This window comes from Streptomyces sp. SID3343, assembly GCF_009865215.1.
In the GTDB taxonomy this organism is placed as follows: Bacteria; Actinomycetota; Actinomycetes; order Streptomycetales; family Streptomycetaceae; genus Embleya.
In genome coordinates, this window is sequence record NZ_WWJX01001327.1 from 1 (window position 1) to 14402 (window position 14402).

General features: G+C 69.3%; 15 protein-coding genes and 1 pseudogene. 10 read left to right on the forward strand and 6 right to left on the reverse strand.

From position 1 onward, the window contains the following. Positions 1 to 799 (forward strand): restriction endonuclease (locus tag GT354_RS41895; RefSeq protein ID WP_237535981.1); only part of this gene is annotated, 799 nt, incomplete at its 5' end. Here the strand turns inward: GT354_RS41895 and GT354_RS41900 are convergent. Continuing rightward, positions 780 to 1175 carry a Rieske (2Fe-2S) protein gene (locus GT354_RS41900; RefSeq protein WP_346012423.1) on the reverse strand — a complete coding sequence of 132 codons (396 nt, stop codon included), beginning with the start codon at positions 1173 to 1175 and terminating at the stop codon, positions 780 to 782. The genes GT354_RS41895 and GT354_RS41900 overlap by 20 nt on opposite strands. A gap of 22 nt (positions 1176 to 1197) precedes the next feature. Beyond that, a complete protein-coding gene (locus GT354_RS41905; RefSeq protein ID WP_161362003.1) occupies positions 1198 to 2745 on the reverse strand; it encodes an ATP-binding protein in 1548 nt (515 codons plus the stop codon). A 621-nt stretch (positions 2746 to 3366) separates the two neighbouring features. Between GT354_RS41905 and GT354_RS41910 the strand changes: the two genes are divergently transcribed. Then, positions 3367 to 4257 (forward strand): serine protease, encoded by an 891-nt coding sequence (locus tag GT354_RS41910; protein ID WP_346012424.1) that lies wholly within the window; start codon positions 3367 to 3369, stop codon positions 4255 to 4257. Here GT354_RS41910 and GT354_RS41915 read toward each other — a convergent pair. Continuing rightward, positions 4190 to 5056: an MFS transporter gene (locus tag GT354_RS41915; protein WP_161362006.1), complete on the reverse strand. Its 867-nt coding sequence runs from the start codon at positions 5054 to 5056 to the stop codon at positions 4190 to 4192. The two genes, GT354_RS41910 and GT354_RS41915, sit on opposite strands and share 68 nt — an antisense overlap. 226 nt (positions 5057 to 5282) lie before the next feature. On the opposite strand from GT354_RS41915, the gene GT354_RS41920 reads away from it, so the two are divergent. After that, complete coding sequence (locus tag GT354_RS41920) at positions 5283 to 5756, forward strand: cupin domain-containing protein (protein ID WP_161362008.1); 474 nt, start codon at positions 5283 to 5285, stop codon at positions 5754 to 5756. A 10-nt stretch (positions 5757 to 5766) separates the two neighbouring features. Here the strand turns inward: GT354_RS41920 and GT354_RS41925 are convergent, their stop codons facing one another. Continuing rightward, entirely contained in the window at positions 5767 to 6189 is a 423-nt protein-coding gene (locus tag GT354_RS41925) for an ATP-binding protein (RefSeq protein ID WP_202512891.1), read from the reverse strand. Between the two features lie 189 nt (positions 6190 to 6378). Then, positions 6379 to 7386 (reverse strand): hypothetical protein, encoded by a 1008-nt coding sequence (locus GT354_RS41930; protein ID WP_161362010.1) that lies wholly within the window; start codon positions 7384 to 7386, stop codon positions 6379 to 6381. Between the two features lie 277 nt (positions 7387 to 7663). Here GT354_RS41930 and GT354_RS41935 point away from each other — a divergent pair, with 277 nt between their 5' ends. The 3 genes from GT354_RS41935 to GT354_RS41945 are packed head-to-tail and all read left to right on the forward strand — an operon-like array spanning position 7664 to position 9113. Next, positions 7664 to 8176, forward strand: coding sequence for a glycosyltransferase family 2 protein (locus GT354_RS41935; RefSeq protein WP_161362012.1), 513 nt, complete (start codon positions 7664 to 7666; stop codon positions 8174 to 8176). 18 nt (positions 8177 to 8194) lie between these two features. Continuing rightward, positions 8195 to 8824: a glycosyltransferase family 2 protein gene (locus GT354_RS41940; RefSeq protein ID WP_161362014.1), complete on the forward strand. Its 630-nt coding sequence runs from the start codon at positions 8195 to 8197 to the stop codon at positions 8822 to 8824. A 16-nt stretch (positions 8825 to 8840) separates the two neighbouring features. Further along, positions 8841 to 9113, forward strand: a complete 273-nt coding sequence (locus tag GT354_RS41945) for a hypothetical protein (protein WP_161362017.1) — start codon at positions 8841 to 8843, stop codon at positions 9111 to 9113. Between the two features lie 293 nt (positions 9114 to 9406). Here the strand turns inward: GT354_RS41945 and GT354_RS56095 are convergent, their stop codons facing one another. Continuing rightward, on the reverse strand, positions 9407 to 9535 hold the full coding sequence (locus GT354_RS56095) for a hypothetical protein (protein ID WP_272923989.1): 129 nt from the start codon (positions 9533 to 9535) through the stop codon (positions 9407 to 9409). A 107-nt stretch (positions 9536 to 9642) separates the two neighbouring features. Between GT354_RS56095 and GT354_RS55120 the strand changes: the two are divergent. The 4 genes and pseudogenes from GT354_RS55120 to GT354_RS41960 all read left to right on the forward strand — a co-directional run. Beyond that, a pseudogene (locus GT354_RS55120) lies at positions 9643 to 9779 on the forward strand (transcriptional regulator); the annotation flags it as partial. Between the two features lie 56 nt (positions 9780 to 9835). After that, complete coding sequence (locus GT354_RS41950) at positions 9836 to 10228, forward strand: VOC family protein (RefSeq protein WP_161362019.1); 393 nt, start codon at positions 9836 to 9838, stop codon at positions 10226 to 10228. 338 nt (positions 10229 to 10566) lie between these two features. Next, positions 10567 to 13371 (forward strand): SdrD B-like domain-containing protein, encoded by a 2805-nt coding sequence (locus GT354_RS41955; RefSeq protein WP_161362021.1) that lies wholly within the window; start codon positions 10567 to 10569, stop codon positions 13369 to 13371. 116 nt (positions 13372 to 13487) lie between these two features. After that, on the forward strand, positions 13488 to 14288 hold the full coding sequence (locus GT354_RS41960) for a hypothetical protein (RefSeq protein ID WP_161362023.1): 801 nt from the start codon (positions 13488 to 13490) through the stop codon (positions 14286 to 14288). Positions 14289 to 14402: the final 114 nt, after the last annotated feature.

A 14402-nucleotide genomic window follows, 5' to 3' on the forward strand; every position in this document is an offset into this window, starting at 1 on the left:
GGTCGGGCGCACTCGCGTGCCGCGACAGCGCGCCCCACGCCGGCCGTCGCCGCGCCGCCTCGCGGGCGACTCGGCGAACCGGGTGTTCCTGTGGATCGGCGCGCTCGTGTGCACGATCGCCGCGTACTCGGGCTACGCCCGGGACTTCGACCCGCTCGTCGGCGTCGTCGTGATCGCGGTGGTCGTGATCGTCGTGCTGTACGGGGTTCGTTGGTTTCGGCTCGCGGTCCGCCGCGAGCGGCGCGAGTGGTCGGCACATGCGGAGGCGTCCCGACAGACCCGAATACGGTCGCTGTCCGCGGTGGACGCGTTGACCGGGGCCGAATTCGAGCAGCACGTCGCCGAGTTGTGCCGGCGTGACGGCTGTCTCGACGTCGAGGTCAGCGGTGGCGCGGGCGACCTCGGCGCGGACGTCGTGGGTGCGCTGCCGGACGGGCGCAAGCTGGTGATCCAGTGCAAGCGCTACGCGCCGTCGCGCAGTGTCGGCAGCCCCGACATGCAGCGCTTCGTCGGCACCGCGCGTCCGGTGCACGAGGCGGACGTCGCGGTGCTCGTCGCGAGTTGCCGATTCACCGCGCCCGCCCGCGACCTGGCTCACGACCAGGACATCGTGACGGTGGATCGAGAGTTGCTCGGGCAGTGGATGGCCGGCACCGGGCTCGCCGCGATCCTGCTGGTCGACGCGGCCGACCGGCACGTGCGGACCCGGGTGGACACCCGCGCGAATACGCAGGCGGAACCCCGGGTGGGAAGGGCGGGAAGGGCGGGAACGCGGTTCGCTAGGCGGGCTTCAAGATGATCTGACCATCCGTCACCTGGATCGTCTTGGGTGCCAGGGGGCTGGGCGCGGGGCCGCCGAGCACCTTGCCGGTGGACGCGTCGAACCGGCTGCCGTGACACGGGCAGTCGATCTCGGTGCCCTTGACGCTGCCGACCAGGCACTGCTGGTGCGTACACACCGCCGTGAACGCCTTGAAGTCGCCGGCGGTGGGCTGGGTGACGACCACCTTGGCGTTGTCGTAGACCTTGCCGCCGCCGACCGGGACCTCCGACGCGGCGCCGAGGGTCTTGTCGGCCGCAGGGGCCTTGTCCTTGCCGTCTCCGCCTCCACCGCCTCCTCCGCCGCACGCGACCAGGGTCGCGCCGCCGGCGGCGACGAGCGCGCCGGCGACCACGACACGGCGAGTCGGTGCGGGGCTACTCGTCGACTCGCCGCTTGTCGACCGGCTGTTCGTCGACCGGGTGTTCGTCACCTCGGTCGTCGAGCCGGTTTCGGGGTCGGTCGTGTGCATGGGGAGCCTCCGTCGTCGATCGCGGCGCCCGCTGATCTTGCGCCGCCGATGCAACGGAAACGTACGCGAGCGGCTCCCGGTTCGACGGGTCGGCGAAGTGAACGGGTTGTACCGTGTCGGGCGGGCCGGTCTCGGCGGGGGAGTCGGTCGGTTCGTCCGCGGTGCCCGATACCTCACCGAGGACGGGTGCGGCATCGGTTCCGGGATCGGTTCCGGCTCCGGACCCCGACCCGCCCTCCGCCGCGACTTTCGCCCCGACCTCCGCCGCGCGCTCGGGCAGGGTGAACTCGACCCTGGTCCCGTCCGTGAAGTCGGTGTCCACCGCGATCCACCCGCCGTGCTGGTCGACGATCCGCTTGGCCATCGCGAGGCCGATCCCGCTGCCCGTGTACGTCTCGCGCGGATGCAGCCGCTGGAACGCCGCGAACACCCGCTCGGCGGACTCGGCCGGGATACCTATGCCGTTGTCCGTCACGGTGATCCTCCACCCCGCCGGGTCCTGGACGGCGCTCACCCGTACGAGCGGCCGCTCGTACGGCCGTTGGAACTTCACCGCGTTCCCGAGCAGGTGTTGGAGCAGGGTCGTGAGCAGTGCGGGATCGGCGTTGACCACCGGCAGTTCCCCGTGTTCCAACTCGGCCCGGGTGTCCTCGACCCGGTCGGCCAGGTCGGCCCACACCTGTCGGACGACGTCGTCCAGATCCACGTCGACGCTCTCCGCCCGCGAGCGGCCGACCTCGGTGAGCGTGACCATCTCGTCGATGAGCACCTGCAGGCGGCGCGCGTTGTCGATGGTGAAGTCGATGTACTGCGTGCCGCGCCGATCGAGTACGTCCTCGTAGCGCTCGTGGAGCATTCGAGCGAACGAGACGATCCGTCGCAACGGATCCTGCATCTCGTGTGTCGCGGCATGCGCGAACTGGTCGAGGTCGGCCTGTGCGAGCCGGGCCCGGCGGGCGTGCTCGTCGACGCGGGCGCGCAGTTCCCCCTGCGCGCGGACCAGCTCCGCGGCCCGCTCGCGTTCGATCGTCAGGGCGCGTTCGCGCTCGGCGACCAGGACGGTCAGCCGTTCGATCTCGGTCCGACCGCGACGAACCCGGTCGTCACTGTCGCGAGCCCGCGCGTACAGCCCGTCGAGCGCGCCGGCGATCGCGGTGAACTCGCGACTGTCGTAGCGCGCGGCCTTGCGCGGTACCCGCGCGGTGTCGGCCAACCGAGCCAACGGCCGCTCTATCGTGCGGCGCAACGCGCCCTCGATCAGCAGGGTCAGGCCGACCACCACGAGCAGGTCCGCGCCGAGCACGATCAGCAGCCCACGTGAGCGCGCGTCGCCGTCCGTGGACAGGCCCACCACGAGCGCCGCGATCGTGGCCAGCATGACCGCCCCGCCCGGCACCCACAACAACCGAAGCCTGGCTCGCACGGTCCACCACGAGTCGTCGGAACCCGGCATCGACAGCCGCCCTCTCCCCAGTGCGCCACGATCCCTTACGGGACAAGGAAAGTGTGGCAGTGCCGGCCGCGCCGCACGAGAGCAAGATCCGGCCGGGTACATCCGGGCGACCGGTTGCAGCGGCGAGGAAGACGACCGACGCCTACGCGCACCTGTGCACGGGACGCGTATCGAAGTGCGTACGGAAGCGCATTAGCACATGGGTTCGCATGTGGCTTCGGGAACGGGTTCGCAAGCGGGTTCGGGAACGGCACGACGGCCGGGACGCTTCCTTAAGGCAGTCATAAATCACCCCATCCCGGGTGCCGCCGGCGTGGATCTTCGGGATACGGTCGAAGGGCCGGCCGGGCGCGTTTGGAGAGACAGCGCCGAGCCGTCGAGAAGGTGAAGCGGGGGATTCCTGCGACCGTCGCCCTCCTCCCATTTCCTTGGGGCGACGGTCGCAGGAATGCTCCGTCCGGCCTGGAACGCCGGGGGTCGGGGTATACGTGGCACCGGTAGCGTCGAGCGACCGAAGCCGTGTCCCGACAGATGGGTGGTTCAGTGACGCGACGTCATGCGGGGTCCGACGCGGGGGGATCGAACCGGTGGGGGTGGTTCGGCGCGATCTGTTGTCTCGGCGTGGCCCTCCTGCTGATCGGCTGCGGCGCCGACGATCGACCGGCGTCCACCACGCGAGCGCGTGAGACGTCCGCGACCCAGGGCCACCTGGTGATCGATCCCGCCGAGGGCGACCGGCTCGCGGCCGACCTGGGGGCGCCCGCCGCGGGAGACAGACCGGAGGGCGGCCAGGTCGCCGCGCCGCCTGTCCCGTCGGCCACCTCCGACGACATCCGGGCGCTCCCGGTGTCCGACCCGCTGGAGGCGGCGCCCGCGGCGGCGGTGCCCGCGATCGGCGCCATGGTGCACGTGGGCGACGGCGGTCCCGAGAACTTCTGCACCGCGAGCGTCGTGCACTCGCCGAACCGGAACCTGGTGGCCACCGCCGCGCACTGCGTGTACAGCGACGACTTCTCCGTCGGCGTCGCGTTCGCGCCGGGTTACACCCACGGCGAGATGCCGTACGGCGTGTGGGTGCCGTCGCGGATCGACGTGGACCCGCGCTGGGTGGCGGATCGCGACCCGGACTTCGACGTCGCGTTCCTCCAGGTACGGAGCCCGGGTACGGACGACCGGATCGAGGACGTCACCGGTGCGGAGCAGATCCGCTTCGACTTCCCCGCCGAGCAGTCCGCGTTGCTGGTCGGCTACCCCGAAGACCAGCACGAGCCGATCGACTGCCGCAACCGCACGTCCGCCTTCGGCGACACGCAACTGCGCTTCGACTGCGCGAACTTCCCGGACGGCACCAGTGGCGGCCCGATGATCACCGACATCGACCCGGCGAACGGGCGCGGCACCCTCATCGGCGTGATCGGCGGCTACCAGCTCGGCGGTGACGAACTCACTTCCTACAGCAGCTACTTCGGCGCCGGAATCTCGGCTCTGTACGAACGCGCGTGCGCAGCCTGAACGGTGCAACCCGCAGCCGACCGGCCGGTGTCGTCGGCTTCCCACGAGACCGGCGGAATGCCGCCCGAGTCGTCCGTGCGGATTCCCGAAGTCGCGCCGGAGAACTGGGGTGGGGTCGGCGTCGTACCAAGGCGCACGCGAGGGCGCCGAGGGCGATTGCGGCGATGGGCAGGGCCAGGGTCGGCCGCATCGCGTCGACGAAGCCGTGCTCGAACGTGGAGGCCGCCACCTGTTGCATGTGGTGGACGACGCTCGTCGGCGTTCCCGCAGGCGGGTCGAGTGCTGCGCCGCTTTGGCCGGTACCGATGTCGAGGCCGCTGTTCGCGGTGTTGTCGAAGCCGGCCACGAAGTGATCGCGGACGTCTGGCGGCAGGGCGACGGACCGCTTGGCCGCCTCGTCCCGAAGTGAGACGGCGAGGCGGTTCTGCAGCACCGCGCCGACTGCGGCGCTGCCGATGATCGTGCCGATCTGTCGGATCGTGTTCAGTACGCCGGAGGCCGCCCCCGCCATCCCGGGTTCGATGTTGTGCATCGCGACGGTGATCATCGGGCCGAACACGCAGCCGATGCCGAGGCCGGACACAATCAACGCGGGCTGGAAGTCCCACCACGTGCGGCCGACGTCGGTAACGCGGGCGAGCCAGGCCAAGCCGACCGCGAACAGGGTGAGACCGGTCATCAGGATGTACTTGCCGCCGATCCGATCCGACATCCGGCCCGCGAGCGGCGAGACCGACGCCGACAGCACCATCGCCGGCGCCATGACCATGCCGGCCTTCAACGCGCTGAAGCCGAGCACCGATGGGGCGCAGTCGGCGCCGCCAGGGGCGGGTCGACCCGCCGGCGCGACGCTCGACCTTCTTTGCCGCAGCCCGATCCGAGCCGCGGACGCACACCGAGCCGCGTAATCGCCTCACCGACCGTAGCCCGAATGCTAGTATGCTAGCAACCTACCGATCGAGGATCCACCTCGGCTCGGTACTTCACCCCCCGGCCGGCAACCGACCGAAGAAACGAGCCACTCCATGTCCCACTTCGCGGCCACGCCGTACGACCCGGTCATCGTCCGCGGCGACGAGGCCGAACACCTGCCCGAGATCGGCCACCACCTCCTGGCCGACGCCGGTGCCACGGACGGCGCGCTCAGCGCTCACCGCATTCGGCTCGCCCGCGGCGCGGACGGCGCGGTCCCGCATCGGCACGACCACTCGTCCGAACTCTTCTTCGTCGTCGACGGAGCCCTCGATCTACTCGTCGGCACCGAGATCGTCGTGGCCCGCCCCGGCGATTTCCTGGTCGTCCCACCCCACTGCGACCACGCCTTCCGCGCCCACCCCGACAGCACCGCCGACGCCTTGATCGTGATCACTCCGGGCATCGACCGGTTCGACTACCTCCGGCACGTCGCGCGCATCCGGCGCGGCGAGGCCGATCGCAACAGCCTGCTCTGCGAACAGGACCGCTACGACACCCACTTCGTCGCCGGCACCAAGTGGTGAGCTGCGCGCGTCAGTGCCCGGCGTGGCCTTGGAACCCGGGCGGGTGGAAGCAGGCGGTGACCGCCTTCCCGTGCGGGCTGGGGCACGCCTCCCACTCGTCGGCGACCGCGTCGACGATCGCCAGCCCGCGCCCCGACGTTGCGAGCGTGCCGTTGATCTCTCCGGCGGCGGGCAGGCCGGGCCCGGTGTCGCTGACGTAGACGTTCAGACACCGGCTGTCCCAGGCCAGGACGAGCTGGGCCGCGCTGTGCGCGTGTACGTGGGCATTGGTGATCAGTTCCGAGACGGCAAGCAGGACATCGTCCACCGTCTCCGGCGCGTCCTTCGTCCATGCCAAGGACGCCAAGCGCTCCTGTGCCCAGCGCCGTCCCGCCGCCACACCCCCGGCAATGGGAAACGACTGCGCCCACCCCACCGCCCGCAAATCCGCCATGTCGCCCTCTCCGCCCTGGTGCCCGACAAGACGCATCTGCCCCCAACGCCCACCCCCACGCACCTTGACCACCCCCGACCTGTCGGCGGCCTCCGGATGGCTCCCCACGTGCACGCGCAGGCCGGGAGGAAGCCTGCTCGGGTGTGCTCGCCGTGGTTCCCGGGTTGCTCGACTGCGAACGGGCGGGTCTCAGCCCTTGGGCATCGTGTCGACGTAGCGGGTGCCTTGGGCGTAGAAGGCGTCGACCGCTACCTGGACGTCCTTGATCGGAACGGTTTGGTTGGCCTTGCAGTAGACCCAGTTGACGTGCATGTTCCAGGTGCGCGCGCCGGTGAAGGGGAGGTCGACGAGCCAAGTGCTGAAGGCGATGTCCGTCGGTTCGCGGGGGAACTCCTTGCCGTTGCTGCTGAACAAGGTGCGACCGTCGATGGAGTAGGTGACGACCCCGTTCATGGCGGTGATCATCACGGTGTGCCAGCCTTTGTAACTTTGCTTCTGGGCACGGGTCACCCGGTCGCCCGACTTCGCGCTGCGCCAGCTGGTGGTGTCGAGCCGGGGGCCCGGCGCGCCCCAGCCGCCGTTGGGCATGTACTCGTAGTCGAGTTCGGTGTACTTGGGTGACGAGGACCCGCTCGGCGACACCAGGAACACGGTCTCGTTGATGTGGTCACCGTTGCGCCCGGTCGTGGGCTTGTCGTTGAAGTACACGCGGGCCGCGAGTGTCCCCGTGAAGAACTTGGCACCGGTGCCGGCCAGTTGGGCTTGCTTGGTGCCTGCTTTGGTCCCGTCGGTGGTCAGTTGCAGCTGCAGCGCTTTGCCGCCTTGGGCTGCCGGCACCTGAGGAAAGCTCACGCCCTGGGTCGACCAGGTGTTGCGGATTCCCGGGCCGCCCTGTTCGTCGCGCGCCTGCCAGCCGTGGGCCGCGAGCGCGGGGTCGCCGAGGCCGCTGTAGTCGAAGCTGTCGAACAGGGTGCCGGGCTGGGCGTTCGCCGGCGTGTCACCGGCGGGCGGCGAGCCGCTCTGGGGGGCATCGGGCGCCGCCACCTGTTCCACGTTGGCGTCGTTCGTTTGTTTCGACGTGCCTTCGGACAACCGAGTCGCGGCGAAGGCCACACCACCGGCGACCACGGCCACGGCGACCAGTGGGGTAAGCACAGGCAAGCCGCGTCGTCGTCCACCGGGTCGTGGGTGGCTCATGCGGTACTCCTCGTGCCCGGCGGGTAGGAATCGACGCTCGATTGTGAGCACGAATGCCAACCGACGCATTCGGACACAGTGGCAAAAATAAGAACAAAAGCCTACCAACCAACCAGTGTGACCCTTGTCATATTCGATACCGGAGAATAATTAGGGCATTCGACTTATACCGGCCGACCTCTGGATTGTCGCCCCACCGGGACACGCTTAGCATCTTTGTGAATGCAGTTCGTGGGGGCTCGCCGATGGCGGGATAACAGGGGGATTCGCGGTGCCGGTGAGCGGCATTGAGGTTGTCGGTGCCCGTCGAGGTGAACACCGTCGGCGCCGTAGCGTTGCAGAGCAAGTAAAGCCCGGACATCTCGACACTGTGGCCGTCATACCCGCGAGAAACGAAGAAGCGGGCGTCCTTGCCTCGCTGAATTCTTTGGCTCGGCAGACCCGCCGTCCCGACCTTGTTCTCGTCGTGGTCAACAATTCGACGGACCGCACCGAGGACTATGCCCGCGAGTTCGCCGACGACCCGCAAACTCCGTACACCGTCGTCCTGTGTCTTCCGGATAATCCGCACAAGAAGGCCGGTGCCCTCAACTACGGCATCAACTGGCTGCGTGAGGAAGCGCGAGGCAGGCTGTCCGACACGGTGCGACATGTGCTGGTGATGGACGCCGACACCGAACTGCACCCGAAATTCATCGAGCGCGCCTGCAACGTACTGGAGCACGATCCGAAGATCGGCGGCGTGAGCGCCTCGTGCCTGGGGCAGACCGGGCTTTGGCGCAACACCTGACAGCGCTACCTGCTGGGCATGCAGATCATCGAATACGGGCGGGCGGCCACTACCCGCTTCCGGCGCGACGTCCACACGATGTCCGGAGCCGGCTCGTTCTATCGGAGCGAGGCGTTGCAGTCCGTCATCGACTGGCGAGGCGAGGTCTTCTGGGAAGACCACAAAAACCTGGTCGAGGACTACGAGACCACGCTCACGCTGAAGGAATGCGGCTGGAAGGTGACGGCGAACGAGCTCTGCATCGCCCACACCGACCTGATGCCCACGCTCCGCGGACTGATACAACAGCGACAGCGCTGGGTCCGGGGCACGATGGACGCCTTGCGGGACCGGGGCTGGACCAAATACACGTGGCAATCCATCGTCGGCATCAACCTGGGGATGCTCGGCTTCATATATCTCGTGGGTTATGGTGCGGTGCAGGTCGCGTCGATAGCGCGGAACGGCTTCTCGCAATGGCCGTTGTTCTGGTTGCTGATCGCCTTCTGGGTCATTTATCCGGCGATGTGCGCACGGAAAATGGGCTGGAAGGCCATGCTCGTCGAAGCGCTTATCCTTCCGGAATTGCTTTATTCCATGGCTCGGGCGTACTGGCTCACGTCGTCGATCCTGAAGTCTTATGTAACCCGAGTTTCGTCCTGGAAATAGCAAGGGGCATGCCGTCGTGAACTCTTTCAAGGGCCTGGGCGTCTGTCTGGTACTGGGTGCCACGACATTCGCGGTGGCCAACGTCGCCAAGATCAACCAGGTTGTCCTCGCCCTCACCATCGGCGCGGCCGTCATGTTCATCTCCACCTTCGTGGCCTCCGTGTGGCGTTGGCGCTGGGACCGCCGCATGGCCGGCGAGGGCCGACGCCGCCGCACGGCCGGTAGGTCGGCCCAGGTCACCACGCAGGTCACGCCGCAGGCAGCCCCGCAGACCGGCCTGGCCGCATAACCGCACAGCCGCCGCGTCGTCGGCCCGAGGAACGGCCTCCTCGCCCGAGCCCCGGCTGACGGCGTGCCGGGATTCGGCACGGGCACGACGTCGCGGGCCTGGTTGGTGGCGCAGGTGGCGCAGGTGGCGCGAACGCCTTGATCTGACGGTTCGCCGTCCCGGGTGCCCGAACAGCCCGCCCGTCGTGTTCGCGACGACGGCGACGCACCGGTTGCCGTCGACGTCGGTGATCCGCAACTGCCCGCCGAGGCACGGGCGTTCCCTGCGCACGACCACCCGTTATGCCCTTTCGGTCACGCGTACGGGTCGAGCACGTCGGTGACCTCCGCGACCCACGCTCCCGTTCCCGTACGCGCCCCCGCCCGGTCGTCGGCGTCGTACGCCGGTGTCCGGGCCGCGTTCGAGACACGAAGGGCCGTCACGGGGATCCGGTCGGTGACCGACGAGTGACCTCGACGTGGGCGTCCCGACCCGGGACACGGCGAATCTCGACCGGGTAGGCACGTAAGGGCTTGCCTATCCTGTGGATGTGGCCGACGACCTTTTCGCAGCCTTGGCCGACCTCACCCGTCGCACCATCCTCGACGAACGCGCAAAGAAGTCGGGCAGACACCGTTCGATATCCGTGCGCGACCGAGCTTGAGGCATCAGCTCGGCGCCTCGCGCGACGGCCCACCCCGACGGCCCACGCCCGACACATTCGGAGCACCGGAGGACACCCCATGAAGATCCACCTGACCAGCATCTTCGTCGACGACCAGGCCAAGGCTCTGCGCTTCTACACCGAGATTCTCGGCTTCGTGAAGAAGCACGACGTCCCGCTGGGCGAGAAGGACCGGTGGCTTACCGTCGTTTCGCCCGACGAGCCCGGCGGCGTGGAACTCCTCTTGGAGCCCGCCGGTCACCCGGCCGTCAAGACCTACCGCGACGCGCTCGTCCTCGACGGCATCCCGCTCGCCCAGTTCGCCGTCGACGACGTGAAGGCGGAGTACGAGCGCCTGCACGGCCTCGGCGTCCGCTTCACCCAGGAGCCGTCGGACATGGGGCCCGTCACCACCGCCGTCTTCGACGACACCTGCGGCAACCTGATCCAGATCGCGACACAACCGCAGTAGGCGGTCGGCCTCGGCGGTGACTCGGCCCCCGCCGACACCGCCGGGCCCGCGCCGAGGACCCGGTCCGTTGCCCGGACCCACCGGCTCGACGCTCGCCGGTGGGTCCGGGCAACCGCCGGGTCGATCCGGATCCGTCACCCTCGTCCGCATGGGGGGCCGTTCGAGAGCGGCGAATCCCCGGAGTCCGCGTCGGAACTGCCTGTGATGGCAACTTGGCTATGCCGCAACGTAGTTGCCAGAATTCCCTCTAGGCTTCGGCCAACGAAACGGGTCATGAACGATCCGTGGCGTTCCCCGCAGGAGCGCGGGTGGGGACCTTTCAGATCATGAGAGCAGGTATGACACCTACAAGTGAACAGGCGAACGTCGCCGCGCAGGGGCGGGGCCGACTGCGGTCGGCTTTACGTGCGCGTCGTTCCCTAGGCGGCCTCGCGGCCCTTGCCGTGGGGTTCGGCGGTTTCGCCCTGGCGGCGTCGCCGGCATATCCACAGACGGACGACGGCTCGGTGACGGTCCGGGTGGTGCGGGCCGTGGACACGACCGGCGTGTGGAGTCCCGCGCTGGAACCTGGCATCGGCGGCGTCACGGTGACACTCACCAACGACGACGGCGCCAAGATCACCGGCGTGACGGCCGCCGACGGCACGGTCACGCTGGCGCCCGGCACGGCTCGGACCACGGCGGGCAAGTACCGCGTCCAAGTGGTGAATCCGAAGCCGGGTGTGCTCTTCCCGGCGTTCGCGTCGCGGGAGGGCCTGGACGGCACGCCGAATCGACTCGGCAGCAACGAGGAGTTCGTAGACCTCGGCAGTGGCAAGCATGTCGCGTACACGACCGGCCTGTGGAGCCCCGGCGACTACTGCCAGAAGAACGCGCCGCTGGCCACCGCGTGCCAGCCCGCGACGAACGAACCGACCTCCGCACGGACGCTGGTGACGTTCCCGTACAGCGCTCGCGGCGTGAATACGAACGTGACGAACGTGGCCACGAACGCCGAGACCGGCAACCTCTACGGCATCGGCTGGAGCAAGTCCGACAAGCGGCTGTTCAGCTCGGCGCTGGCCAAGCGTGACACCGCGTACGGCCCCGGCGGCGCCGGCGGGATCTACGTCACCGATGTCGGCGGCAAGACGACGTCGCTGTTCGCCACCGTCCCGGACGCCGGCACGTCGGCGCACGGCGAGGGCACCAGTGACGACGCCTTCCTCGCCGCACCCGGCAAGGAGAGCCTGGGCGACCTGGAGGTCTCCGAGGACGGCCGCGACCTGTTCGTGGTCAATCTCAACAACCGCAAGCTGTACCGCTACGACGCCACTGCGCCGACCGCGAAGGAGCCGGTGGCCTCCTACGCCATCCCGGACCCGGGCTGCCCCGCGCCGGGCGACTGGCGGCCGTTCGGCCTGGGCCTACAGGACGGTGTCGGGTATGTGGGCGGCGTCTGCTCGGGCGAGTCGACCGGAAAGCTCACGGACATGCGCGCCGTGGTCCTGTCCTTCGACCCGGCGACGGGCGTCTTCGGCAAGGAGGTGCTGAACCAACCTCTGGACTACCCGCGCAAGTACACGCTCGGCACCAACTGCCCTGGAGCGGGGTGGTTCCCGTGGACGAACGCCTTCCCGGCTCAGCAGAACGGGCAGACGTGCGCCGGTGGCATGGCCAACCCCGAACCCGAGTTGGCCGACATCGCGTTCGAGACCGACGGCTCGATGCTGTTGGCGTTCCGCGACCGGTTCACCGACCGCACGACGGCGTTCCCGCGGGCCGGGGACCCTCCGACGCAGATCGGCGTGGTGGCCGGCGGCGACCTGAACAAGGCGTGCCTCTCCGGCGGCAAGTACGTCATGGACACGAACCTCGGCTGCGGGCTCACGCCGCGAGGAACCAGGTTCTTTCACGTGGGCACGATCCGGGAAGCCCATCCCAACTCGGCCTACGCCGGCATCGGGCTGTCGAAGGTGGAGGAGTTCATCGCGACCGCCGGAGTGGACCCCGTCGACACCCCGGTGGGCGCCGGCGTGATGTTCACCAAGCGGGACGGGACCCGGCAGCCCGGTTCGGGCCTGCGCATGAACGCCGAAGGCGGCCCCGCCTCCTTCGGCAAGGGCGCCTCGATGGGCGACCTGGAGGTGCTCTGCGACCAGGCGCCGCTCCAGATCGGAAACCGCGTCTGGTACGACCCCGAGCGCAAGGGCATCCAGAGCCCGGGGCAGCGTCCGGTTCCCGGCGCCACCGTCAACCTCTACGACGAGTCCGGCAAGGTCGTCGGGACGACGAAGACCTCACCGCGCGGTGAGTACTACTTCGACGACTCGAACGTGACCGGCGGTCTGAAGCCGAAGACCAAGTACACGATCAGGCTCGACAACCCGGCCGACTACGCATCGAACGGGCCGCTGTACCAGTGGGTGCCGACCGACGAGGGAGTCGGCGACAACCACTTCGTGGACTCCAAGGGCGTCGTCCCGCAGGGCGGACGCTATCCGGAGCGGGCGCTGACCACCGGCGGACCGGGCGAGAACGACCACACGTTCGACTTCGGCTTCCGCCTCCAGGAAGGCGCGGTGCGCCTGGTCAAACACGACCAGGACGACAAACCGCTGGCCGGAGCGAAGTTCGAGCTGTGGAGGGAAGCGAACGGGGTCGACGGATTGCAGTTCGAGGGGTCGACTCCGGACACGAAGGTCGGCGATCCCTGCACGACCGGAACCGACGGCGACTGCAAACGCGACGCGGTACCCGGGACGTACTACTGGCGGGAGATCAGCCCTCCCGAGGGTTACGCCCCTCCGGACAAGCCGGTGTTCGGCCCCCTGGTGTTGAACGCGCAGAACCTCGACGCCGGAGTCTCCGTGACGGCGGTCAACCGACGGCTGCCCACCACACCGCCGCCGACGAGTACGCCGACGACGTCGAGCACGCCGACAACGTCGAGTACGCCGTCGACGTCGGCTACGCCGACCACGTCGACAACACCCCATACGACGACGCCGCCGGCCGGGTCGGGCGGCTCCAACGGAGGCATCCTGGCGCGCACCGGCCTGGACGGGAACCTGCCGTTGGCCTTTGCCGGCTCCGCGGCGATGGTCGCCGTTGGTGGCGGGGCGCTCGTGTTGTTCCGTAGGCGCGAAGCCCGGCAGCGGTAAAACCCGGGCACGACAGCCGGCGGCCGACGCCGACCGGGATGGATCGGGCGGGTTCGCGGACCGATGGTCCGCGAACCCGCCCGAGTGTTTCGACCCACGTGAGGGAAGGCATCCGCATGGCCCGGAAGAAGACCGGCGACCGCACGCCGCCCCGGCGCAGGCTCTGGGTCTCGATCCTGACAGTGGTCGCGCTGGGCGCGACCACGGCGGGTGGCGTGGCCGTCCACCGGGCACTCTCCGACAGCGGCGACCCGGACCGGGCGGTGACCGTCGACGAGGCATCCCGCCTGGCGCTGTCGCGGCTGACGTTGTATCAGGCCAGTCCCGTCGCGGTGACCCTTGTCGCCGCCGAGGGCGGCGGTGTCACCATCCGGGTCGAGGGAGTCGTGGACTACCGCACTCACCGAGCCGTGGGCGCCTACCGGGTCACGGGTGCCGCCGGCCAACTCGACCGCGGCCTGATCGTCTGGGACGGCGCCGGTCTGGGCCTGGCGCCGGTGCCGGCCGGCGTCGAGGGCGCGCCCTGGCAGCAGGCGGAGCACATCCCCCGCCAGGGCTGGTCGTCGCGCGCGTACACCGCGGACCCCCTCGACTCCGGGCTCAGGTTGTTGATCCAACTCGGAGCGGACCGGCCCGACAACCCGATGCTGCTCGCCCAGTCCGGGGCGCGATGGCTGGGCCGCGAGCGCATCCAGGGCCGCGACTACGACAGGTTCTCCGGTCCGCGCTCCCAGGATGCCGCGCGCGGCGGGGCGACCGACGGCGAACTGTCGCCGCTGACGTACTGGGTCGACGGCGACGGAAGCCTGCGACGGGCGACGATGCGCCTGCCGGGCCTGGGTACGCCGACGACCGTCGAGGTCGCCGGACGCGACGACAAGGCGCGCATGCCCGAAGCGCCGTGGGTAGCCGGGTGACCGGCTGCCACGACGGCGGTACGGCTCCGTGCCGGACGACTGAACTCCCGACCGCCGACACGAGATCGCGACGCCGCAACTCGCCGTCGGAGCGGATTCGTTGGTCCACCTCCG